13 protein-coding genes and 4 pseudogenes are annotated in these 21,556 nt (G+C 57.0%); 9 read left to right on the forward strand and 8 right to left on the reverse strand.

Annotated elements, in window-relative coordinates; genetic code table 11:
• A pseudogene (locus M0654_RS22180) lies at positions 1–1,564 on the forward strand (AAA family ATPase); the annotation flags it as partial.
• Positions 1,565–1,600: 36 nt separating this feature from the next.
• Here the strand turns inward: M0654_RS22180 and M0654_RS22185 are convergent.
• Positions 1,601–3,862 carry an ATP-binding protein gene (locus M0654_RS22185; protein WP_248684943.1) on the reverse strand — a complete coding sequence of 754 codons (2,262 nt, stop codon included), beginning with the start codon at positions 3,860–3,862 and terminating at the stop codon, positions 1,601–1,603.
• A gap of 128 nt (positions 3,863–3,990) precedes the next feature.
• Here M0654_RS22185 and M0654_RS22190 point away from each other — a divergent pair, with 128 nt between their 5' ends.
• The 4 genes from M0654_RS22190 to M0654_RS22205 all read left to right on the forward strand — a co-directional run bounded on the left by M0654_RS22190 (position 3,991) and on the right by M0654_RS22205 (position 7,835).
• Positions 3,991–5,136, forward strand: coding sequence for a phosphorylase family protein (locus M0654_RS22190; RefSeq protein WP_248684944.1), 1,146 nt, complete (start codon positions 3,991–3,993; stop codon positions 5,134–5,136).
• A 319-nt stretch (positions 5,137–5,455) separates the two neighbouring features.
• Positions 5,456–5,698, forward strand: a complete 243-nt coding sequence (locus tag M0654_RS22195; RefSeq protein ID WP_248684945.1) for a hypothetical protein — start codon at positions 5,456–5,458, stop codon at positions 5,696–5,698.
• A 295-nt stretch (positions 5,699–5,993) separates the two neighbouring features.
• Entirely contained in the window at positions 5,994–7,436 is a 1,443-nt protein-coding gene (locus M0654_RS22905) for an ATPase domain-containing protein (RefSeq protein WP_248684946.1), read from the forward strand.
• 33 nt (positions 7,437–7,469) lie between these two features.
• Positions 7,470–7,835, forward strand: coding sequence for a response regulator (locus tag M0654_RS22205; RefSeq protein WP_248684947.1), 366 nt, complete (start codon positions 7,470–7,472; stop codon positions 7,833–7,835).
• A gap of 153 nt (positions 7,836–7,988) precedes the next feature.
• On the opposite strand, the gene M0654_RS22210 is transcribed toward M0654_RS22205, so the two are convergent.
• The 3 genes from M0654_RS22210 to M0654_RS22220 are packed head-to-tail and all read right to left on the reverse strand — an operon-like array spanning position 7,989 to position 10,948.
• Positions 7,989–8,741, reverse strand: coding sequence for an ABC transporter ATP-binding protein (locus M0654_RS22210; RefSeq protein ID WP_248684948.1), 753 nt, complete (start codon positions 8,739–8,741; stop codon positions 7,989–7,991).
• Entirely contained in the window at positions 8,735–9,805 is a 1,071-nt protein-coding gene (locus M0654_RS22215) for a FecCD family ABC transporter permease (protein WP_248684949.1), read from the reverse strand. The genes M0654_RS22210 and M0654_RS22215 overlap by 7 nt, the downstream gene beginning before the upstream one ends.
• Positions 9,806–9,811: 6 nt before the next feature.
• On the reverse strand, positions 9,812–10,948 hold the full coding sequence (locus M0654_RS22220; protein WP_248684950.1) for an ABC transporter substrate-binding protein: 1,137 nt from the start codon (positions 10,946–10,948) through the stop codon (positions 9,812–9,814).
• A gap of 116 nt (positions 10,949–11,064) precedes the next feature.
• On the opposite strand from M0654_RS22220, the gene M0654_RS22225 reads away from it, so the two are divergent.
• Positions 11,065–11,853: a methyltransferase domain-containing protein gene (locus M0654_RS22225; RefSeq protein ID WP_248684951.1), complete on the forward strand. Its 789-nt coding sequence runs from the start codon at positions 11,065–11,067 to the stop codon at positions 11,851–11,853.
• Positions 11,854–11,953: 100 nt separating this feature from the next.
• On the opposite strand, the pseudogene M0654_RS22230 reads toward M0654_RS22225, so the two are convergent.
• Positions 11,954–12,926, reverse strand: a pseudogene (locus M0654_RS22230) (IS3 family transposase); the annotation flags it as partial.
• A 62-nt stretch (positions 12,927–12,988) separates the two neighbouring features.
• Here M0654_RS22230 and M0654_RS22235 point away from each other — a divergent pair.
• A pseudogene (locus tag M0654_RS22235) lies at positions 12,989–14,007 on the forward strand (IS110 family transposase).
• A 249-nt stretch (positions 14,008–14,256) separates the two neighbouring features.
• On the opposite strand, the pseudogene M0654_RS22240 reads toward M0654_RS22235, so the two are convergent.
• Together M0654_RS22240 and M0654_RS22245 are read right to left on the reverse strand one after the other, a co-directional pair.
• Positions 14,257–14,355, reverse strand: a pseudogene (locus M0654_RS22240) (transposase); the annotation flags it as partial.
• 177 nt (positions 14,356–14,532) lie between these two features.
• The gene (locus M0654_RS22245; RefSeq protein ID WP_248684952.1) at positions 14,533–16,662 is read right to left on the reverse strand and encodes a hypothetical protein; all 2,130 of its coding nucleotides are present in this window, start codon (positions 16,660–16,662) and stop codon (positions 14,533–14,535) included.
• 340 nt (positions 16,663–17,002) lie between these two features.
• Between M0654_RS22245 and M0654_RS22250 the strand changes: the two genes are divergently transcribed.
• On the forward strand, positions 17,003–18,304 hold the full coding sequence (locus M0654_RS22250) for a tetratricopeptide repeat protein (RefSeq protein ID WP_248684953.1): 1,302 nt from the start codon (positions 17,003–17,005) through the stop codon (positions 18,302–18,304).
• Between the two features lie 358 nt (positions 18,305–18,662).
• On the opposite strand, the gene M0654_RS22255 is transcribed toward M0654_RS22250, so the two are convergent.
• Positions 18,663–19,766: a flavodoxin family protein gene (locus M0654_RS22255; RefSeq protein WP_248684954.1), complete on the reverse strand. Its 1,104-nt coding sequence runs from the start codon at positions 19,764–19,766 to the stop codon at positions 18,663–18,665.
• A gap of 1,034 nt (positions 19,767–20,800) precedes the next feature.
• Between M0654_RS22255 and M0654_RS22260 the strand changes: the two genes are divergently transcribed.
• Entirely contained in the window at positions 20,801–21,289 is a 489-nt protein-coding gene (locus M0654_RS22260; protein WP_248684955.1) for an NmrA family NAD(P)-binding protein, read from the forward strand.
• Positions 21,290–21,556 lie beyond the last annotated feature (267 nt).

Here is a 21,556-nt window from a genome sequence, read left to right on the forward strand (position 1 = left end):
TAATTTCCCGCAATCCCGGGTCAGCTCTCAGTGCAAATCAACACAGACATTACTCGACGAAATAAGGCCATTCTTTCCGGACCTCCCATCATTCGATGCAGATCCAGAGGCTCTGCATAAAGCGGCCTTGCAACGGGTGGTCGACGAGGCAAAGCGTTGCCGATCATTGTTGGCGGCAGGTGATGAAGCGTCTGTCACGCTTGCGAAAGCCGAAGCCACGATACAGCGGTCAAACGACAGAGTTGGGGAGCTTGATCGTCTTCTCCAGGCAAGCGCGCAGGACGTGCGAACACTTGCAAACGCACTAGCCGGGATAGCGCCGCATGTTGCAGGTGAGATCTGCCCGGTTTGCGATCGTGACTACAGCGAACATCAAAGTGGTCCGCTTTCGGCTCATATCGCGACCAAGATAGGCACTTTGACAACCGAGGCCGGCCGCCTTCAGTCTCTTGCCACAGAGCGGGCCGAAGAGACAACCAGACTTGACCAGGCTAGGCGCGAAAAGCTTGGAGTAGAGCGGTCGGTGCTTTCGCCCGAGGAGCGCGCGGAGCTTACTAATCGTGCCGGCAACATGGAAGGTTATGGACAGCGGCTCGGGGTGCTGTCGGGTGCTGCCAGCGACGGGACCCGCCTGACCCGTGAAGCTTCGGCTGCGCAGAGCGTTGCTGCGTTGTCACGACGCCAGGACGACACGTCCACGTCGATCCTGCCTGAGATTGACCGCCTGGTTTTTGAAGCCGGCGGACAGAGGGTTAGCGCATTTGCCAATCCGCAAGACGCGCTGGCGCAGACGATCGAAACGATTGATCAGCAAATCAGCGCCGCGGAGGCGTTGATATCGACACGTGTTCGGGCCACTTCAGAATTGGGCCTGCTCGAGAATGATATCCAGCTCGTTCAGGAACTCGAAGCCGCACGGAAAGAGCTGCTGGCACGATCCAAAGAGTTGGAGGATGCTGTCGCAGGTGTGGACCTTGTTCGCGAACATGCGAAGGATTTGGCAGAGGCCGCCGATAGAGCGCGCTCGAAGATTGTCACGTCGGTGTTCAACAATACCTTGAACAAGGTCTGGCGGGATCTGTTCGTCCGCCTTGCGCCTTCCGAACAGTTTGTCCCCAGCTTCAGGCTTCCGCAATCAGAAAAGGGAAGTGTCGAGGCCGTCCTTGAAACAATCCATCGATCGGGCAAAGTGTCCGGTTCGCCCGGTGCAATGCTCAGCCAGGGCAATCTTAATACGGCAGCGCTGACACTATTCCTAGCCCTGCATCTTTCGGTTCCAGCCCGCATGCCGTGGCTTGTCTTGGACGATCCGGTCCAGTCGATGGACGACGTTCACATCGCGCAATTTGCGGCCCTCCTAAGGACTCTCTCCAAGGGTTTGGGCAAGCAGCTGGTGGTCGCTGTGCACGAGCGGGCGCTATTTGACTACCTTACCTTGGAACTGAGCCCGGCCTTCCCCGGCGATACGCTGATCTCCATTGAAATCAGTCGCAATTTTGAGGGCACGGCAGTCGCGACGCCTAGGGTTTTTGCCTATTCTGAGGATCGCGCCATCGCTGCATGACAGCGACAACTTGCAAGGTCGGTGTCGCAGCCTGCTTTAATCTGTGAGCAATAACGCAAACAGGTCGCGCAGCTGCGCGTCGTCGAAAACATCGACCTCCGGTTTGGGCGGGGTGAAGTCTGGACCATCCTCCTTTTCAGTCTCCTCCCTTATCGCCTGGATTCTTTCGGTAATTGCGGCGATTGACCAGTCGAGTCTGTCTGAGGGTATATCTGCACGAGGCGCCAGCTTCGAAAGACTGCTTATGCGTTCTTCCAAGGTGGATTCAGAATCGGTATCGGCGGCGCGCTGGCCGGCGAGCTCGATTTCTGTTTCGATTGCCGTTTGGGTGGCGTGAATGAGTTCAGGGCTCAGGAGCTGCTTGGCTTCCTCGACAGCATCGGACATTAGTTCCAGATCATCGGTATCGACGCCGGACCGCAGCATTTCCGCGACACGGGACTCCAGTCGGCGCGCGAGGCGTTCGGGGTTAGGGAAATTGTCATAATATCCGCCGTCCCTTAAGTTGGCTGTCAGCTCAATCAAATTCGTTCCGTCCCGCCAGGCCTTCCAGCTGACAGTGGGATTTTCTGCAATGGCGAAAGCAGCCTCTGCAAATACATCTGACTGGCTGTGGGTCCAGAGCTGAAGCAGAAATTCAAGCCGTTCGCTGCCAGATCCAACGGCTCCAAACCATGCGTCTTTTTCGATGGACGTGCCGCTCAATATGGGCACTATCGGAATGAATGCCTTTGCAAGTTCAGGGTCTGTCGTTCCCGGATCGCGACTTCTCGCGGCAAACCGCCAGATCGCGTTGGCCCATCCGAAGCGGGCAGCGGGCGCTACGAAGTCTCGCAGCATCGCGCCATCCTGCAGATAGCCCGCCATGTAGTCTCGAAATGACGGGTTAACATAGGATATTTTCGTGCCGCGGATGTTGATAAAGCTCCCTTCAAGGATTTTTACGGACTCCTCGAAGTCCTTAGGATCGCGCGTTTGCCCGTATTTTTGGCAGAGGTATGCGTGGAGAGCCTCGAAGGAGACGCGGACCTCGGCGAGATCTTCGCCGAACTCTTGGCAGAAGAACAACGTATAGAGCAGGTGTCTTGAGCGCGCATCAATATGGTTTCGAAACGCGATGTCCCAAAGCCGAGACGGGTTGTTGAGAGTAGCTAGAAATTCGGTTGGATATTCGGATGCATCGATGCCGTGGGAATGCAGCTTGTCGGTCATCCATTCGATGATGCGTGGATTGTAATTCTTGTGATCGACGATTTTCTCGATCGTGCCTGTTTCAACTAGCGCACGGATGTGACTGCTATCGGTGCCTGCAACGGAGAGGTGATTGTAAAGTATGCGAGCGCGTATACGACGCGTATAGATTCCGACATCGAGGACGTACTTCGTGACATCTAGCCGGTGGTCCGCGAGATGCTCCGATACCCGCCGCGCTTCCTCAAAAATGTAGGCGCGGGTGGTGAGAATGAACCGGGCGTTGGGTGACGACTTGACCCGTCGAAGAAACCGCGCGAGTTCTGAATCTTTCATCGAAAGTGCCTGACGATCGAGTGCGATACGTCCCAGGAAATCGTCGAAGATAAAAACTTGCTTCTTGGTGTCGTTAATTGCGGCAAAGCCGTCGGTCAGGTTCATAATCGGGATCAGGTCCCAGCCTTCAGCAAGATAGGCGTAAGCCAACATCTCGGCGAGCGTTGTCTTGCCCACACCAGGGGGACCTGAGATGATCAGGACGTGCTGTTCCTCGAGTTTCGTGGCCGACTGAGAAAAACTGGGGTTTTGCGCGTAGACCTTAACCTTGGCCTCGATCTCGGCGCGGGTTATCGCTGCAAAAGCGTGCGCTGCGGCATGAAGCACGCGATCAAGGACGCCACTGCTGGAAAGCCATAACTTTATATGACTTTTCTCGACGTCAGGAAATGCGCGTAGCAGGCCGTTTAAATCAGATTGGCCAAAGATATCGCGCTCATCCCTTAGCGCGGGGCCGATTGTTGTCGAAAGAGCCTTCTTGCGGGCGGGCGTGAGACTTATAGAGGTTGCAAGCAGATATTTGTCGGGATGCAGCGCATCAATGGAGGACCGCTCCTTCTTCATCGCAGCTTTCAGGGTAGAGAAGGGTGAGCCCGCGTAGTGCTTTGCCTGCAGGATCGTGGTTTTGCCGGCCTTCGAATGCCGTCCATCGATGCCCTGGTCGGGTCCGGCTGAGAAGGCCTCGAACGTCACGGCGAGACGTCTGCCTATTAAGTCGCGAACGAGATCTTCGAAGTCGGGATGTGAAAGCGTTTTGAAATCGTATGTCATGTGAGATTTACGTGAATTCGAAGATTTGGGCTTGCATTACATGCGTAGATTTTATGCTGTTTTGCAACCATGGTGATACCGACTAAGCGGTGGCGCATACCAGGCCTATAGGGTGCAAAAGCTTTGTGATGGCAGATAAAATTGGAAGTCCGAGTACCAAAACGCTGAAGTCTGTTTTCATGGCCTGTGGCGGGCTGTGTGCGTTTGAAAAATGTCCGACCCAATTACTCGACAGCTCGGGAGTGTTTCTTGCTGAGATCTGCCACATCAACTCGCCTCAGCCCAACGGTCCACGCCATGATCCGCTCAGATCGAAGAACCAGCATCACGTTGAAGACAACCTCATTATCCTTTGCCCCACGCATCATAGCCTGATTGACAAGAACGAGACATATTTCACCGATATTCGCCTGCGCGCGATGAAACGGGCTCATGAACGGTTCGTTCGGGACACACTCTCTCATCACAGGCTCAAACTGAACGAACGGCAGGTTCTCGATCTTTCAGCACAGCTTGCTGAGCAAAGCGTTGACTTGGTGATTATTGCCGATCGCAATAGCGTATCAACGGGTCTGATTTCGGAGTTTCATGAGTTGCAGTTCGTCGGCGAGACGCCCGCCGGGGACCACTTCCGCGGATCGATAAGGAGTTCAAGAGGTGACTATCGTGTTGTCCTGTGTGTGCTTCGCCATTCCGACGATGTGCGGGTGGCACTCGCAACCGCCTCCATTATCGCCACGTGGTTGCCCCGCTTCGTGATTGTCTGCGGGTTGGCAGCAGGAATGGATCCAGGATCTCAGTCGCTCGGCGACATCGTAGTCGGTTCAACGCTCACGTCGGGATTCGAAGGTGTTGATTTCTTCAGGCCCATGCCGGAGTTGGTGGCTTCCGACCCAACTCTTCTCGCTGGTGCTCGCTCACTTGCCAGATTTCGAGGAGAGGAGAGGGCAAATGTCCATATCGGCACGATTCTTTCAATCAGAGGCGTCGTCAGCTCGGTCTTCGACCCGAGGGAAGTTTTGCGGCAGATCATTGCGATTGATCGGGGAAGCGCAAGCGCTGCCGCTGCCACAGCTTTTGCGGAGCAAGATGTTGGAATGCTGTCAGTCCGAGCGATCGCCGACTTCAATGACAGTCTTAAGCGGGACAATTTCCACGAAGACGCGGGTCGGCGACTCGCGACTTACCTGCGATCGTTCGTCGAGGCCGGACCGCTTGCGCCATCAACCGGAGATTGGCCGGTATTCCCAAGGAAAAAACGCTTGCGGTTCTAGGCTTTCTTTGGCGAAACATTCAATCCATCTAACTCGGGGTGAAAACGGTAATCCGGCTGACCAAAGAAGGCCGTCTACTCTAACGTTTTTCCCAGACCGTCAGCCGCGGCTTAAAATCAACGATTCCATCCGGTTATAGAACCTCCGCGGATGAGCCAACATGGTCGTTGATCCGAATCCTTTCAAGAGCGAGGCGATGACTGATTTGCGCCCGCATTTCGGACTTTGAGGCTGCTCATGCGACTTGGGTTGGCAGCAGCTTAGCCATTGAAGCTTTGAATGCGCTTAGCCACATGGAGCCGAAGATGAGGACATCGTGATGAAGAAATTCCTCGATAGGACATTCGGTCCCGCAGAACTGGCCATACTGGAAGAGGCGCTGGACCAGTGGAGCTCACAATGCGGTCTGAGGCGTCAAAGCATGGAAAGCGAGTTAGCTGCGTCAGTCTTCATCAACCTCTTTCGCGAAGGCAGCGACACTGTTCCTGCTCTGCTGGAAGCGGCGTCACGTCACAAAGCTCTCAACGATCTGGCACGAGCAGCGGCTGAATCTATGAGATAGGAGCCCAAGCCAGCACGTACCACGCCGGCTTTGCGCACCAGCGAACAGCTCAACTAGCAACAATGATGGGCGGTTGAACTCCTAATACCATGTTCACAAAATCCTGGCCTTTCCGAGGAAAGGCAGGCAGCGCGATTGCAGGAGAATGTCGGGAGCGCGCCGCTCTGTGCCCTCTTCGCCGGTCGATTGGATAAAGCAGTAAACAGATTTGGCGCTGGGCGAAAGTTAGGCAAAGGGCGGTTGCAAAACAGGCGCGCCACCCTAGTGTAGTGCGGGGAACAGGCGGGAAATCCAAGTGACACAATCTCTTCCGAGGATCATCAGCGGCGTAGAAGGCCTCGACCAGATATTGGGTGGCGGCTTCGTCGAGGGCGCTGCGTACATAGTTCAGGGGCAGCCAGGAGCGGGTAAGACCATCCTGGCCAATCAAGTCGCATTTGCGAACGTGGGGGCAGGACGTAAGGTCCTGTATATAACCCTGCTAGCGGAGACCCATGATCGGCTCTTCCAGGTGCTGGGGACACTCGATTTCTTCGACCGCAGTCAGCTTGGAGTGACCATATCCTATGTGAGCGTCTTCCAAACGCTCCGTGATAGTGGCCTGTCCGCCGTTGTCGAGCTGGTGCGCAAGGAGATTGCCCGGCAAGGCGCGACACTGCTGGTCTTCGACGGGCTGCTGAATGCCAGAGACCGGGCAGACTCCCCGCTTGATGTTAAGACTTTTGTCGCGGAAATTCAGAGCCAGGCCGCCTTCGTAGGATGCAGCGTGCTCTTCCTAACCAGCACCAGGTTCGCGGACGACAGCCCGGAACACACTATGGTTGATGGTGTCATCGAACTCCACGAGGAAGTCCCGGGCGTACGTTCGGTCAGGCGGCTTCAGGTAAAGAAGTCCAGAGGAAGCCCAGCTCTTGGAGGGCTCCACCAGTTCGAGATCACATCATCCGGTTTCACCGCCTACCCTCGCCTTGAAGCGGCACTTCGAAGTCCATCTACCCAGGATGAGCCATCATTGACGCCAGTAGCTTCAGGTGTCGAAGGACTGGATGAACTGCTGGGCGGTGGGCTGCCGGCAAGTTCTGTGACCTTGGTGTTCGGGCCTTCAGGCGCGGGCAAGACTGCCGTCGGCCTTAGTTTCCTTGCCAATGCCAGCAGAGAGGAACCAGCACTTCATTTTGGGTTCTATGAGACCCCCACCCGCCTCCGGGCAAAGGCTAGGGCGCTGGGATTGGACATTGACGGTCCTATTGACGCAGGTGATCTGGAAATCATCTGGGAGCCCATGACCGAGAACCTGCTGGACAAGCTGGGGCACCAGCTTCTTCAGGCGGTCAGACGGCGCAAGGTGAAGAGGCTTTTTCTTGATGGCTTGGGCGGCTTACAACGCGCGGCCGTCTATCAGCCGCGGATGACCGAATTCTTCTCCGCTCTGACCAATGAACTGCGAGCACTGGGGGTCACGACCATAGCCACCTGGGAACTCCGCGACCTTTTCGGACCGACGCTGACGGCACCAGGATCGGAACTGTCCAGCCTGATCGATAATCTTGTCATGCTACGCCACATCGAGGCTGAGTATCGCTACACGAAGGCGCTGTCGGTCCTGAAGGTCAGAGACAGCGCCTTTGACCCCGCGATGCACGAGGTCAGCTTCGGGAACACGGGCATAAGGATCGATGTTCCGCTTCCACCCGTTGTCAATGCCGCCACAGGACTGGCAACACCCCTTCCAACGTGACCGCGTCATGTCGAGGAAACGGGAGCGTTTGACATGGCCATGATCGTGATTGCGGAAGATGAGTTTCTGGTAGCAGATGTTTTGAGCGTCATGCTTGAGGAGGCTGGCCACGAGGTGGCAGCCGCGCCACACGGGCAGGCGGCACTTTCTCTGGTGAAGGAGAAACGTCCGGACCTCGTGATCACGGATTTCATGATGCCGCTGATGACTGGGCTGGAACTCGCGCAGGCCTTGCGGGCTGATGAGGAGCTATCCGCCATTCCCATCATCCTGGTGAGTGGCGCACAGGCAAGCATCGGGCGAGCGCATCCTGACTTGTTCGATGACGTACTCGATAAACCCTATGACGAGATACGCATCCTGAGAGCGGTGGAGGGGGCTTTGGCCGGGAGGTCTTAAGTCTGCTCGAACGTTTCTGCTGAAGGTGCATCCAGGACCCTGACCACCTCGCAAAGCGCTATCACCGACCTGGAGCGACGCCAGACGCTAGCGTTTGCGGTAGCAGGTCACAGGTTCGTATCTCATCGACTGCAAAGAGAGTGATATCAGAGCTTAATGCGCGGTGCCGTCCACGATCACGTGGTCATGGCCCATGGAGCATTGTTCGATACGCGCATGGATCTTGTAGACGTCGCGCAGCATGTCAGCGGTCACCACCTCCCGAGGATTGCCGCAGGCCAGCATGCGGCCATTCCGGATCACCAGGACCTTGTCGGCGAAACGGAGCGCCTGGTTGAGGTCGTGGATGGCAATGAGCACGATCATGCCGAGCGTGCGCGCCTGCCTCCGCATGAAGTCCAGAACCTCGACCTGGCGATGCAGATCGAGCGCCGACGTCGGCTCGTCCATAAGCATTATCGCGGGTTCGCGCACGAGGGCCTGAGCGATAGACACGAGCTGTCGTTGGCCGCCGGAAAGGGCGCCGAGATCGCGAAAGGCAATCGGTGTGATGTTCAACGCTTTCATAATGTCGTCGATGAAACGCAGATCGTGATCGCTGACGGCCCAGGATTGGCTCTGCTTGCGTGCGAGAAGAACGGACTCATAGACGGTCAGCACAGCGTTTGCGGACGTGTCTTGGGGCATGTAGCTGATAGCGTTTTTAGCCTCGGCGCCCTCGATCACTACGTTACCCGGCCCTTTCAGCAGCCCGGTGATGCGCTTGAAGAGTGTCGATTTGCCGGCGGCGTTCGGACCGATGACCGCGACGACCTCTCCCGATCTCATGATCGGTGTTGTTACATCCTCGACGAAGAGCTTGCGGCCATGATAGGCGCCGAGCGACTGCAGTTGAAGCGCTACCATGAGCGGCTCCTGTTGGAGAGAATGAGCGAGAAGAAGAACGGCACCCCCACGAGCGCCGTGATGATGCCGTTCGGGAAGACCACGCCCGGGATGATCGACTTCGAGACGATCGACGTGAGTGACAGGAGCAGCGCGCCCGAAAGGATGGAGCCGGGCAGGAAGAAGCGCTGGTCCTCCCCGAGGATCATGCGAGCGATATGCGGGCCAACAAGGCCTACAAACCCGATAGTGCCAACGAAGCTTACCGGCACCGCAGCGAGAAGTGAGATGATCAACATTGTTTCCAGCCGTATACGGCGGACATCGACGCCAAAGCTCGCCGCCTTGTCCTCCCCTAATCGGATGGCGGTTAGTGCCCAGGCGTTGCGGGCAAAGAGCGGCAGCGAAATCAGTAACACGGCCAGCGTCATCCAGATTTTGGGCCAGGTCGCCTTGGTGAGGCTACCCATGGTCCAGAAGACGACCGCTGAGAGGGCCTGTTCCGTCGCCAGGTATTGCAGGAAGGCGAGAGCTGCATTGAAGGTGAAGACCAGCGCGATGCCGAGCAGCACCACGGTCTGCACAGTAACGCCACGCATTTGTGAGATGAAATGGATGAAGAGTGTCGCGACCAGTGCCATGATGAATGCATTGACCGGTACGAGGAGACCGGCGGCAACGGGAAGTACAGCTACACTGGTCACGATCGCGAGCGCCGCGCCAAAGCTTGCGGCGGCGGAAATACCGAGTGTGAAGGGGCTTGCCAAAGGATTGGCAAGGATGGTCTGCATCTGCGCTCCCGCAACCGAGAGCGAGGCGCCAACGACGATCGCCATAACGGCGACCGGCATTCGAATATCCCAGACAACTGCTCTAACCTGCGCCGATACGGATCCGGGATCAATGAGGGCGCAGACGACCTCAGGCAGGCTGTACCGGGCCGGTCCCCAAGCCAGATCGACGGCAAATGACAGACAAAGAGCCGCGGTCATCGTTGCGAGTATCACAAGCTTGCGCCGAGTAAGGGCCCGGTAACGTGCCTGCCCGGCTTCTGCTTCGCTTGTTGTTGCGGCAATCTCTGCCATAGGAGTTTACTTTGCTGCCTTAGCGTCAACCCAATATCCTGGATCGTAGTCGACGGGCAGGAACCTCTCGTGGAATTTTTCGAAGGTGGCGTCGGGGTCGAGATCGGCGAAGAGCTCGGGGTGGAACCACTTGGCCATCTGCTGCACAGCGACGAACTGATAGGGGCTGGTGTAGAACTGATGCCAGATCGCATGGACACGGCCGTCTGCGACGGCCTTCGAGCCGGTGAAGGCGGGGTTCTTCATCAGTGCGTTGAGCGCCTCGCGGCTGTCCTCTACCGAAGCCGCGGCGTTCGGACCTACATTGACGAAGTCCTTCGCGTCTTTGGTGTTCGACCAGTTCGCGCCCGTTGCGACGATGACGTCGGGATTGGACGCGACGACCTGTTCAGCATTTATCGAGCCGGTATAGCCGGGGAGAAAGTCAGAGCCGAGATTGTGCCCGCCGGCCCAGTCAACCATCAGGCCGAAATTATCTGGTCCAAAGGTGCCGCAGCATTCAACGAGGCCGGCGGCGCGATACATGAAGACGTTCGGCTTCTTGGGATTGGCTTGCTTCAGCTTGTCAGTGACGCGCGCCATCTGCTGCTTCCAGTAGGCGGCGACTGCATCGGCGCGGTCTTCATGCCCAAACAGCTTGCCCAGGATCTTTAGGCTCGGCTCGGTGTTGTCGAGGATGTGCTCGCGGAAATCAATATAGACTATCTTCACGCCGATGCCGTCTAGCATCTCCTCGAGTTTCACCTCATCGGCGGCCTTCTTGTTGCCGATGGGGAGAAGCATAACGTCGGGCTTCAGGTCAACGACGGTTTCCGTCTGTAGCGTTCCATCGGTCAGGTTGCCGAGGAATGGAATGTCCTTCGCTTTGGGGAACTTTTTCACGTAGGCGTTGTACCCGTCACCGTCGTTGTTCTTGAGGTCGTTGCGCCAGCCGACGACCTTGGCGAAAGGATCTTCCTTCTCGATAGGGGCGAGGCCGTAGAGCATCCGGCCCTCGCCAAGGATGACGCGCTGTACTGGCCTGTCAAAAGTGACTTCGCGTCCGACAACGTCGGTGACGGTGAAGGATTCGGCCAATGCCGAGATTGGCAGCAGGGTTGCCAATGCGGCGGTGGATACTGCGATCATCTTCGCGAGACTCATTTGAAAAATTTCCCCCAATCATTCGTCCTGATCACAGGCGTATAAAATATGATTTGTTTAATCAAGTTTTATGTTTTAGAGCATTTCCAATCTGATGTTTCGCCGGGATGCCGATGATGGATGCTTCCAAGTCAAACTACTCTATCCGCGATGAAATTAGAGACTTCTGGTCAGAGAGAGCTGCAACGTTCGACGAGAGTGTCGGCCATGAAATCTTTTCCGAGGCCGAACGGAAAGGCTGGCAGCGGCTGATCCGCAAACACCTCGGGGAGGGCAAGGGTCGCGCGGCGCTCGATATCGCCTGCGGGACAGCCGTGATCTCTCATCTGATGAACGATGCAGGGTTCAAAGTGACTGGCCTGGACTGGTCGGACGCGATGTTGTCACGGGCACGCGCGAAGGCGAAGAAGCGACGCTCCGACATCCAGTTTGTTATTGGCGATGCTGAGAATACCATGGAGCCGAAGGACAGCTACGACGTCATCACCAACCGCCATCTGGTTTGGACCCTGGTCGATCCGCCGGCCGCCTTCCGCGAATGGTTTTCGGTGCTGAAACCAGGCGGCAAGGTGCTGATCGTCGATGGCAATATGGGCAGAGAAACTTGGGTCAAGGGTCTGCAGAAGCTCTGGGCTAAAATCTCCAGCAAGCAGCCTGCGAGCCACATGAGCCCCGAGATGATGGCGCGTCACCAGAGCATCCGCTCTCGGGTCTACTTCTCTCAGGAGATGCCGGCCGTATCGGTCGCCGATCTCCTCAAGCAGGCAGGCTTCGAGAATGTTGTCGTGGATCGTAACCTGATCGATATCCATTGGGCGCAGGCCAGAAGGATGCCTTTCCTGCGAGGGCTAGAACGCATGGTGCAAGAGCGCTTTGCCATCTGCGCCACGAAACCGGAGAGATGAAAACGGTATGCACCGGTATTAGTGGCCGTCCGATATGCAGGTGAGGCGAGAGCCCGGCAGCAGGCCGATCGTCTACGCACTATGACCTGCCACTGAAGTTTCATCCGGCTGCGGCGATGATCCCGGCATGATCCGCCGGGGTTTGGTATCCGAGCGATGAGTGCGGCCGGAAATTGTTATAATCGTTGGCCTACTCAACAATGGCGCTGCGGGCATGATCAAGACCGAAGAACAGGCTCTCGTTGAGCAACTCGTCGCGCATGCGGCCGTTGAAACTCTCGACATAGCCGTTTTGCATCGGTCTTCCCGGCGCGATGTAGTGCCACTCGACCTTGTGATCCTTCGACCAGGCGAGGATGGCATTCGAGGTCAGTTCGGTCCCGTTGTCTGAAACAATCATGCCGGGCTTGCCCCTTCGCTCGACAAGCGTCGTCAACTCCCGCGCGACACGGCGACCAGATATCGTGTATCCGGGATCGCCGCGAGGCATTCGCGTGTGACATCATCGACCACATTGAGGATGCGGAAGCGTCTGCCGCAGGCGAACTGATCGTGGACGAAATCCAGAGACCAGCGGGCTTTGGCCTTTGCTTCGACGAGGATCGGGGCACGCGTGCCAACAGCACGACGCCTGGCTTTCCGCTTGCGTACGGAAAGACCTTCCTCGCGATAGAGCCTGTAGATGCGATTGACACCGGACGGCTCTCCATCGCGCCGAAGCAAGATGAACAATCGACGATAGCCAAACCGGCGGCGCTCATTTGCCAGATCGCGCAACTTCGCTCGCAGATCGACCTCCGGCGGTCGAGAGGATCGATAGCGGATCGTCTTTCTGTCTGCTGATATGATCTGGCAGGCCCGCCGTTCCGAAAGGCCCATAATGGCCTTCAGGTGCGCGACAGCGTCACGCTTGGCGGCAGGCCCTACCATTTTTTTGAAAGAAGCTCGCGGAGTGCGGCTGTGTCCAGCATCTGTTCGGCGAGCAGTTTCTTCAGCTTGGCATTCTCGTCCTCCAGGGCCTTGAGACGCTTGGCCTCAGATACCTCCATGCCGCCGTATTTGGCTTTCCAGTTAATGGGATGGACTGTTCCCCCAACCCGCAGTCACACTGGTCGCGCCAACAAAGGAGGTTGTCATGGCAGATGTTGCGGTTCTGGGAATTGATATCGCCAAGAATGTGTTCCAGCTTCATGGCGTAGACGCCGATGGTCAGGTTGTCCTGAGACGACGCGTGATGCGCGATCAGCTGCTGCAGGTGACCGAGGCTATTCCACCATGCCTGATCGGGATCGAAGCTTGCACGGGTGCCTTTCACTGGCAGCGGCATTTTGAGGCCCAGGGTCACAGGGTCAAGATCATCGCTCCTCAGTATGTGAAGCCCTTCGTGAAGGGCCAGAAGAATGACGGCAACGATGCCCAGGCCATCTGCATTGCCGTTCAACAGCCGCATATGCGCTTCGTGCCGAAGAAATCTATCATCCAGCAGGACATCCAGGGCCTCCACCGCGCCAGGCAGAGGTTGGTCAATCATCGTGTCGCCCTAATCTCGCAGATGCGGGGCCTGCTCCTCGAGCGCGGTGTAGCGATCGCAAAGTCGGCATCGATCGCCCAGCGAACGATACCGGAGATCTCAACAATCCAATGATCGATATCACCGAGCTGACACGCGATATCATCGGCACCCTGCATGCCTTCCTTCTGCAACTCAACGAAAAGATCAGATACTTCGATAAGCAGATCGAAGCCGTCTTCCGCGAGAGCGACGTTTGCCAGCGGATCGCCAAGATACGTGGTGTCGGCCCAAAGACTGCAACGGCAGTCGTTGCCGCTGTTGGTGATGGAGCCGACTTCAAGAATGGCCGGCACCTGTCTGCATGGATGGGCCTTGTGCCGCGACAACATTCCAGCGGCGATCGCCGCGTGCTGCTTGGAATCAGCAAGCGAGGCAGTCAGCATCTGCGTACGCTTCTGGTCCATGGCGGGAGGTCAGTGGTGCGAACAGCACAACGGAAATCCGACCCTGCCAGCCGATGGGTCAATGAGCTTAGGGAAAGGCGTGGTTACAACCGCGCAGCGGTTGCCGTCGCCAACAAGAACGCAAGGGTGATTTGGGCCTTGCTTCAGCACGGTGGCGAGTACCAAGCCAATCCCTGAGGGCAGGCATGCGAATTGCAGGCTGAAGCTTGAAATGGAATGAACGGTCGGACCGGCACATACAGAACCTGTCTTTTATAATGGCCGACAAGGTCTCCCATTTGTTGAGGCGTATGTGTGCGGATACCCCATTTGGGCGCTTCGGAAATGATGACGCCGTATAGATGTTTGCAATCGACCAGTGTCAGACCGCTTCAACATCAAGCTTGCAACGGGGGAACAGTCCATAGATGTAAAAGGTCGCCTCGGAATCCCGTGCTTGCGGCAAAGATCAGCGACCTTAACGCCCGCCTCCTGCTCCTTCAGCACCCCAATAATCTGCTCTTCCGTAAATCTCTGCTTCTTCATAAGTCCGTCCTCGATGGCCGAACTCTAATCCAATCTGGAGGAAATTCTCAGTGGCAGGTCAGTGTCACTTCGTCTGTGCGCCTTCCTCCTGGTCGTCGAGACAAGCTTTAGAGCCTCCCGAAAGCCTTGGTTCACTCCTTTTCCGGAATTCAGTGCAAATGCCATCAGCGGACGCAACTACCTGTTGATCCTGCGTTCGTTCTTCCGAACATCCTGAGCTACAGGCTTCCACTCGCAGGCCGACTGGTCATATGCGTAGGAAGCCGTGGTCTGCAGCGAGACGGATTCTGCATTGCCACAGGTTAGTCCTTGCCAAAATTTCTCGCGGCTCGTGGAATCGCAGTAGATGACAACTTCCCCCTCGCACGAGGCTTTACCATCGTCCGCCGTGCACTCTTTCGCCACGAAGTCGAAGCCGAACTTCGTCAGCGGAAACGAGAAGGCCCCGTGGACACAAGTGGCGTCCCGATATTCGAACTCGCTCACCATGTTGCCAAGCTCCCCATGAAGGAAGTAGACGAGGTCGGAGTTACACATCTTCGCCGTTACCTGATAGGCGGTGCTCTTCTGCACCTCTGTCCGCAGGGGCGGCCGATTGCGCCGATCAGGCCCGCACTTGTCGAAACCGACGACACCTTCCGTTTCTCCCGCTGTTATCAGGCCAGTGGCTGCAAGCATTTCTCCGAAAGAGGCGCAAGAGAGCGGCGGCAAAGCCGATTGCGCGTTAGATGGCTCCTCCATGCCGGTCCTGGCGGCGTTAAGCACCTCGGCAAATTTGCCTGGCGATACCTTGTGTTCAGAGTTAGCTTTGCAAGCGTATAGCTCATTCGAAATTTCCGATGAGCGGCTCGACACCGTGCCGCTTCCGCCTTGCCTTGCCGTCTCTCCAAGCTGGTAGACGAGAAGATTACCTAAACCGCCGGTCCGGTGTGTGGGCTCAGGCAATCCTTGCACCAGTTTTGCGTAAAGCGAGGCGGCCATCGTCGCCTGCATCTTGTGATCGAGAATCTTACGCGCGCATGCTGCGACAGCAGCGGTTTCCGTTCCGGAGGAACAGGTTGCGTAGTAAGGAGCGCCATTGGCGACCGCGCTATAAAGGTCGGCAACAGCCCGGCAGGTCTCCGGTTGCCACAAGATCTTTAGTCCGCGCCCGCGCAATACTTCCAGATCGCTCTTGATCCGCTTGCGCTGAGCATCACACGTCTGGACCTGGTTTGGACGGACCAAGGTTTCTGCCACATGATACACGAAGCTCGTCGCCAGGCTGGAATCGCTTGGAAGGCCGGTCCGGAATACCTCGATCAGGCAGCCGGCAAATGCGTCGGTTGTTGAAGCGTTACAGGCTCGAAAGGTCGCAACGCCCTCCGGGACGGCCACCGTCTTTTGCACCTCGGCCATGTTCCTCAACGGCTCCTCAAGAGCCATTTGCAATGTTTCGGGGTGGGAGAGGCTTACCGATGCATATGTTGAGCAGCCCCAGTTTGGGCCGGTCATGACGTTGATGCTGCCCGGAAAAGGCAACGTTGTCTCTGGCCAACGATCGATCGAAAGTTTTAATGTCTTGAAGGTCTCGACATGTGGCAGGTCGTCCTTCAAGACCTTGATTTCGGAGGCCTGGACTTGAGCTCTATCTGCCGCTCTAAGTTGAGTGAGGCTAAACGAAGAGTGGTACGCTGGCCTGCCGCCCACCTCTTCCTTCCAAATCATCATTTCGCCTGTTGCACCAGCGCCCCTGGGCGTGAGGCGTATCGAGAGCTTCTTGTTTCCATTGGCACCGCAGTTGATGTTGCCCTGCCAGAAGCCTGCAAGGATCAGGCCGCCAGCGCTGCCGTTACTGCTATTTTGACCCGTGTTCCCCTCGGTTTCAGGAGATGATTGCGAAGCTTTTGCCGCCGCCGCAAACTTGCTCCTGAGTGAATTCCCGCTATCGGAGGCCGAGACCTCACCCTCGACTGAGACCGAGCCTTGCGACCCAGGGGAGGTGGCAACGTTTGAAGGGGCTTTCTCTGCGACTTTGGGCGGTTGATCTGGCTTAGGAGGGGGATCGGTTCGAGCGATATCAAACTCGCCGCAAGGGCGGTTGGCAGATCCAACAACCATTTTCCCGTTGGCAGAGAGTTTTCCCGTGAGGGTGAAGCTTGCCGCGTTAGGCGGCCGCTTGATCCACCTGCCGGCATTGAAGATGACGCCGTGATTCGACCGGACCGTGGTGATCACGGTAAATTCGCCGGCAAGGCCACCTTGCGGGTACTCGAACTTCAAGAGACCGCGACCATCGGCCTTCACCTCAAGGAAGATGCTCGCCACTTGTCCTCGGCAATGGACCTGGCCACTCCATTTCCCCGCATAGTCCCGGACAACTGCGGCATGGGCTAGTCCGGACCACAGCCCTTGAGCGACGATCGCAATAATGCAGGAAAGCAGAAGTCGCCCCCCGTGAAACAGTACCGCGTTCCATACCATCGGTCTCAATACAGAAGCCTCCAACTAGAACAACCGCAGTCATCCTCAGATAAAAGCAAATCGCTGCGAGCAACTGCCTATCCTTTCGGAGAAACAAGTCTACTGAAGGGTGGGATGCATCCCTCAACAGTTCAACTTGCGTGGCCGCCGATTGGCGGTTTGACTGGGAGGCTGGAGGTTTCACATGTTTCCGCGTCTTTTTCTTTTTGCGGCGTTGCTTTCACTCTCGCCTCACACCGCCAATTCTGTTGAAACGAAATTCAAGCTCGGCGAGACGGAAGTTTCCGTCTGGCGTATTGATGAGCCGTCGCCGGAGCCGAAAGCCTACCTGCAGCGCCGACAGGCTATTTGTCGGCAGGTTAGTAACGCCGATGAGAGGCGCGACTGCCTCAGGGTGCAAGAGTTTGATCGCCCCGGTGACCCAAAACAGAAGGCGGCCCGGGTGGCTGACCACTGTGAACAAGCTTTGACCGGCTACAAGTTCGCGATGATCGACTGTATGCTTGGGGCCTATGCCGCGCAGCAGGAGGTGATTTCGTCCTATATGAGCTTCAGCGGGATCCTCATCTCCGCGAAATCGTGCGACGACTGGATCAATTACTTGCGAGAGTTTCGGGGTGCATCCGCCCACGCGGAGAAGCTGAACGAGACAGCGGTTTGTGACGGCTACCAAACCCTACGCAAGGAACGGGGACTGCCGCCGGGTATCATGTCTCCCAAGGAGAAATTTCGCCAGCTGAGTCAGGACGTGGAGCGCCGCCAGAATTACGTGCTGGCCTTGCGACACCAGCTAGGGGAGGGCGTGCCCAAAGATCTTGCCAAGGGGGCCGAGCTGATGTTCAAAGCAGCCGATGCCGGCCTGATTGATGCCCAAATTCGTGCAGGCCATGTCCTCAGGCTTGGTAACGGAGTGCCCAAGGATTTCGCTCGTGCCATGTACTACTATGGTCTAGCCACAGGACAAGGACGGCCCGAGTCCGAATTCGCGGTAGCTATGGGGTATCTGAACGGTTGGGGGGTCCTGAAGGATGAAAAGCTCGGCTTCGACTGGATGCTCCGCGCGGCAAATCTGGGGCATCTCGAAGCGGAATGGTCCATTGCACGTTCACTGGAAGATAAAGATCCCGCTCAGTCGGCTGTTTGGCACAGAAAAGCTGCTGAGCGAGGGCATGGAGGGTCACAATTCGTGCTCGGCTACTTTTATTCGAACGGAACGGGCGTACCGCAGGACGAGAAAGAAGCTTTCAAGTGGTACAAATTGGCAGCTGACGGGGGAATGGACCTCGCCTATTTAGTGGTCGCCTCTCGACTTTGGCTTGGAATAGGCACCGAGACGGATGTGCAGCAGGCATATCGCTACGCAAAGATGGCGGCCGAGAGTAGCAACGAAGGAGTAGCAAAGCAGGGGCAGAAGGAACTACCTCATTACGAAAGGATGGCACAATCCTCTACTTGCAAAGAAGGAAAGTGCATCAGCAAGCAATGAGTACGACGCGAAGAATGTCTGGACGTCAATGTGGTAGCATCTTGCCCGTCGGCCTTAAATGACATGGGCGCCCTCGCCGCCGCGGCGGAATAGCGACTCAGGCCGAGTTAATATCGGTTCGGGGGCTTGGGGAAAAGATCTACGAAAACGCTACGTCTCTGATTTCAACGGTTATAGAACCGACTTTTCTCCGCTTGGATCGGCCGGCGCCAGTCCGACACACTCTTTGCAAAATTCACTGGCTGCGGCCGAGGAAGCCGGCACGACCTCTTCGTTCTAATAGACGGCAACTCCTTCTAATGCTCTTTTTCCTAAGCGCTTATTTAGCTTTTCGCTTCTAAGCGGCTCGGCCGACGTTTTACTTCTGTCGGGGCTGCTTCAGGCTGAAGCCCGCTGAAATCCGCTGGCCCTGCCGCCTGGCGACGGCTGCCTGGTACAGCGTCCGAGCTGCATTTCGCACTTCCTCCTGAACAGCCTGATCCCTATCATATGCCGTGTGGCTTGTCGCGTAGGGTTCCCAATAGCCGATGTAGCGATCCACCTCGGCCAGCGTCCCGGCGGGTTCGAGGTCCATCGACTTCAACCAGTCGGAAACCGATCGGCGTACGTTTTCCGCCCCCTCCGTATCGCCGTGGACGATTACCGAGAACAGCCGGCCTTCCAGATGTCGTGGATAGTCCCAGCCCTTCATCTCCAGCTCCTTTGCCTCGCATGCATGTTTGCCGTGGGTGGAGGTTGGGTCGGGGTTGCCCCCATCGGCGCAGACGAGGCGGTCGATCATCAGCTTCAATGGCGAGGACGTCTGGTACCAGTTTACCGGCGTGACGATCATGATACCGTGCGCCTCGATCCAGAGCGGATAGATGTCGTTCATCCAGTCGTGGACCTGGCCGAGCGAATAGTTTGGATAACACGAGCAGGGCCAATGGCAGAGAGCAGCAGCGGTCGAAAAGCAGGCTTTGCAGGGATGGATCTGCCGGCCGTATTCGGAGGCCAATCGGCTGAGATCGAGCACTTCCACGCTGACCCGCGGCTCCTGCTCGAGAACGTCCCGGGCGGCTTCCACCATCCGGAAGCTTTTCGAAAGCTCGCCTGGACAGGTATGTTCGCTGCGTGATGATCCGTTGATCAGCAGAAAGCGGATCGGCCCGTTAGGATCTTCATGCCGACGCTGCGCTTCCTGGATGGCCTCACGGGCAGCCAACCAGTCGATGGCCAGATCGTAGTCGGGGTCTGTGAATTCGGGACCGGCCTTGCGCGTCTTCGGACTCTTCCTGGAGTTCTCATAGGCGTTCCAGGCCGCCTCGGTGATTTTGGCAAGTTCGGCAGAAAGCGGCTCATAGGCAGGATCCTGGAACTGGTTGAGGAAACGCCGCTTGAATTCCTCCTCGGGCAGTCGAGGGCTCGGACTACCCTTGCGGGGTTCGAGGTCTGGCGTTCCAGAAATTGGCAAAGAAGGCATTGTCGCTCCGACAGATCAAAGATTTGACTGAACGTCCACGCTAACCGACTGTTCCTCGAGCGCTTCAACGGGCCGGCTCTCGCTAATTCTTGGCCGATAGGACGCGGGGGAACTGATCACCACTCCTGATACAGGAGACTGGCGCTTCAGGGAACGCCGCATGGAGATCGATGAGGAAATCATCTGGCGACTTGCCGGTCACACCAGAAGCGAGGAGGGTTTTCGCGGGAAAATCCTTGAGATTCCATGTGACGATCACCGAGGCTTTCCCTGCGATGGCTGCTACTTGTCCATGTCGATCGTCAGGATCCGGCAATGTGAGATCTGCGATTAGCGGGCAGTAATCCTCCACACCTGCCTCTGGAAGGTCGTGTTCATGCGGTTACAAGTGGCTTCCAGTCGTTCTATCGACAAACCTGGTGTGTGGCAGCCAGATTGCGCATCCATTCTTTATGTATCTCGTCGGTAAGACCGGCAACTTCTCTGGAGTCACGCGACACCCAGGAGGGGTGGCTTGGGACTGAACATCGAAGGCACGTTCAGTTCTGGCTCTCGGAACCGTGCCCTCAAGCGATCGCGAAGTTCGCCGTCCGGACCTGCATGAGCATGTGCGCGCCGTTTGACCATTCGCTTTCCGACCAGCGAATTTGCCGCCGACTGGGCAAGGGTCGTAGCGACGCGAGGCCCGGCCTGGTAGCGCTTTCCATAGTTTATGACCGCACTGCGGTTGGAACGGATGTAGGTCAGGAGCTGCGAGCCAAGGTTGTGAAGCCGTGCGATCGAGAATTTCCCACGGTGACGCCTCCGTTGTCGATCGCGCTTTCGAAGGTGCCGATGCTGTATTCTGGCTGACGCCACCCGCATGATCGAAGTCCCTGGATGATGCCTATCTCTCCTTCACCAAGCCCGCGGCTGAGGCGCTCCGCCGCCATTCTGTCCCGCGCGTCCTGTCGATCACCGCGATCGGCCGGGGAACGGACTGGCAGGATCGAGCAGGGAAGGTTACTGCCTCGATCCACATGGACGACCTTTTGATGGAGACCGGCGCAGCATTCCGCGCACTGGCCATGCCCTTGTTCATGGAAAACACAGCCCGTCAGGTCGGTGTCATGAAGGACAAGGGTATGTTCTTCGGGCCGATCGCTTCCGATCGGAAGCTGCCGTTCACGGCAACGCGGGACATGGCTGCGGCGGCCGCCCGCCTGTTCTCTGATCGTGCCTGGAGCGGCCAGCAGGAGGTTCCGGTGTTGGGCCCCCAAGATCTGTCGTTCGACGACCAGGCGGCGATCATTTCCGAGGCTACTGGCCAACCTGTTCGTTACCAGCAGATTTCCTATGACCAGTTCAAGCAGCAGTTCCTCGCCCGAGGCACAAGCGAATCTGTTGCTCAGGGCTATGTCGATATGTACCGGTCCAAGGAAGAAGGTATCGATAACACCGCTGCCCGCACACCTGAAACGACCGGCCACACCAGCTTCAAGGTATTCTGCGAGCAACACCTGAAGCCCGCATTGGCCGTGTAAAGGAGAGGTTGTTGGTTTTCGCGCAGAACTGAAACGGTTAGGCGCATAAGGGGGTGCGGACGAAAACTTGGACCACCAGGGAGGTAGTTCGTGTATTCCTACGCAGACAGACTTCGAGCGGTTGAGCTCTATATCCGGCTTGGCAAGCGGCTTAACGCGACCATTCGGCATTTGGGTTATCCAACAAAGAATGCCCTAAAGGGTTGGTACCGCGAGTACGATTGTCGGTACCGGAGCAATACTCCCCAATAGTGCCGTTTGAATCTT

The organism is Neorhizobium turbinariae, assembly GCF_023223505.1.
Lineage (GTDB): Bacteria > Pseudomonadota > Alphaproteobacteria > Rhizobiales > Rhizobiaceae > Neorhizobium > Neorhizobium turbinariae.

What these genes read in the sequence shown, in the direction of transcription:
- M0654_RS22260 (WP_248684955.1), top strand. Translation starts at nt 20,801, where the DNA reads ATGGAGACCGGCGCAGCATTCCGCGCACTGGCCATGCCCTTGTTCATG.
- M0654_RS22185 (WP_248684943.1), bottom strand. Translation starts at nt 3,862, where the DNA reads ATGACATACGATTTCAAAACGCTTTCACATCCCGACTTCGAAGATCTC.
- M0654_RS22205 (WP_248684947.1), top strand. Translation starts at nt 7,470, where the DNA reads ATGGCCATGATCGTGATTGCGGAAGATGAGTTTCTGGTAGCAGATGTT.
- M0654_RS22220 (WP_248684950.1), bottom strand. Translation starts at nt 10,948, where the DNA reads ATGAGTCTCGCGAAGATGATCGCAGTATCCACCGCCGCATTGGCAACC.
- M0654_RS22225 (WP_248684951.1), top strand. Translation starts at nt 11,065, where the DNA reads ATGGATGCTTCCAAGTCAAACTACTCTATCCGCGATGAAATTAGAGAC.
- M0654_RS22195 (WP_248684945.1), top strand. Translation starts at nt 5,456, where the DNA reads ATGAAGAAATTCCTCGATAGGACATTCGGTCCCGCAGAACTGGCCATA.
- M0654_RS22255 (WP_248684954.1), bottom strand. Translation starts at nt 19,766, where the DNA reads ATGCCTTCTTTGCCAATTTCTGGAACGCCAGACCTCGAACCCCGCAAG.
- M0654_RS22215 (WP_248684949.1), bottom strand. Translation starts at nt 9,805, where the DNA reads ATGGCAGAGATTGCCGCAACAACAAGCGAAGCAGAAGCCGGGCAGGCA.
- M0654_RS22210 (WP_248684948.1), bottom strand. Translation starts at nt 8,741, where the DNA reads ATGGTAGCGCTTCAACTGCAGTCGCTCGGCGCCTATCATGGCCGCAAG.
- M0654_RS22190 (WP_248684944.1), top strand. Translation starts at nt 3,991, where the DNA reads ATGGCAGATAAAATTGGAAGTCCGAGTACCAAAACGCTGAAGTCTGTT.
- M0654_RS22250 (WP_248684953.1), top strand. Translation starts at nt 17,003, where the DNA reads ATGTTTCCGCGTCTTTTTCTTTTTGCGGCGTTGCTTTCACTCTCGCCT.